This is a genomic window from Caballeronia sp. LZ003, from assembly GCF_031451465.1.
In the GTDB taxonomy this organism is placed as follows: domain Bacteria; phylum Pseudomonadota; class Gammaproteobacteria; order Burkholderiales; family Burkholderiaceae; genus Caballeronia.
Map to the genome: position 1 here is coordinate 1 of NZ_JARUXJ010000211.1, position 405 is coordinate 405.

The 405-nt window shown below is 59.5% G+C and carries 2 protein-coding genes; one reads left to right on the forward strand and one right to left on the reverse strand.

Annotated features, from left to right (window positions below):
• The coding region (locus tag QCE79_RS34490; protein WP_309852262.1) for a hypothetical protein at positions 1 to 230 on the reverse strand (230 nt) is incomplete at its 3' end.
• Here QCE79_RS34490 and QCE79_RS34495 point away from each other — a divergent pair.
• Positions 210 to 405, forward strand: a 196-nt coding sequence (locus QCE79_RS34495) for a hypothetical protein (RefSeq protein ID WP_309852265.1), incomplete at its 3' end; no start/stop codon positions are given. The genes QCE79_RS34490 and QCE79_RS34495 overlap by 21 nt on opposite strands.

Genomic DNA, 405 nt, shown 5'->3' on the forward strand with positions numbered 1-405 from the left:
AGCGTGTCTTTATAAAAATCAGCGACGCCATTGCCTAAGCCCGCCGCCCAATCGTCACGCAGGCGCTTGAGCGTCGCAAAGTGTTCGGTGTGCATCGCGGTGGAAAGATCAAGATTTGCCTTGATTTGCTCAACTGCTTTGCGATACGCGTCACTGCCGAGCAACTCGGCGGGTGTCGTCTGCTTGAGCGCATCGAGCGCATGCTGATAATGGCGCACAATCTCGGTCATATCCGCCCGCGCTTGCCGACGCAAAGGATCGACCTGGCCGCCGCCCGCGCGCTCATCGAGCACGCGTGCATAGCGCTCCTTTTGGCCCTGCTGATATTCAATCAAATTCGCGTGCGTCCGATCTGCGCGCTGCGCGAGCTTCGCCTGTGCCTCCCGCAGCGTGTTTGCCTTCTCC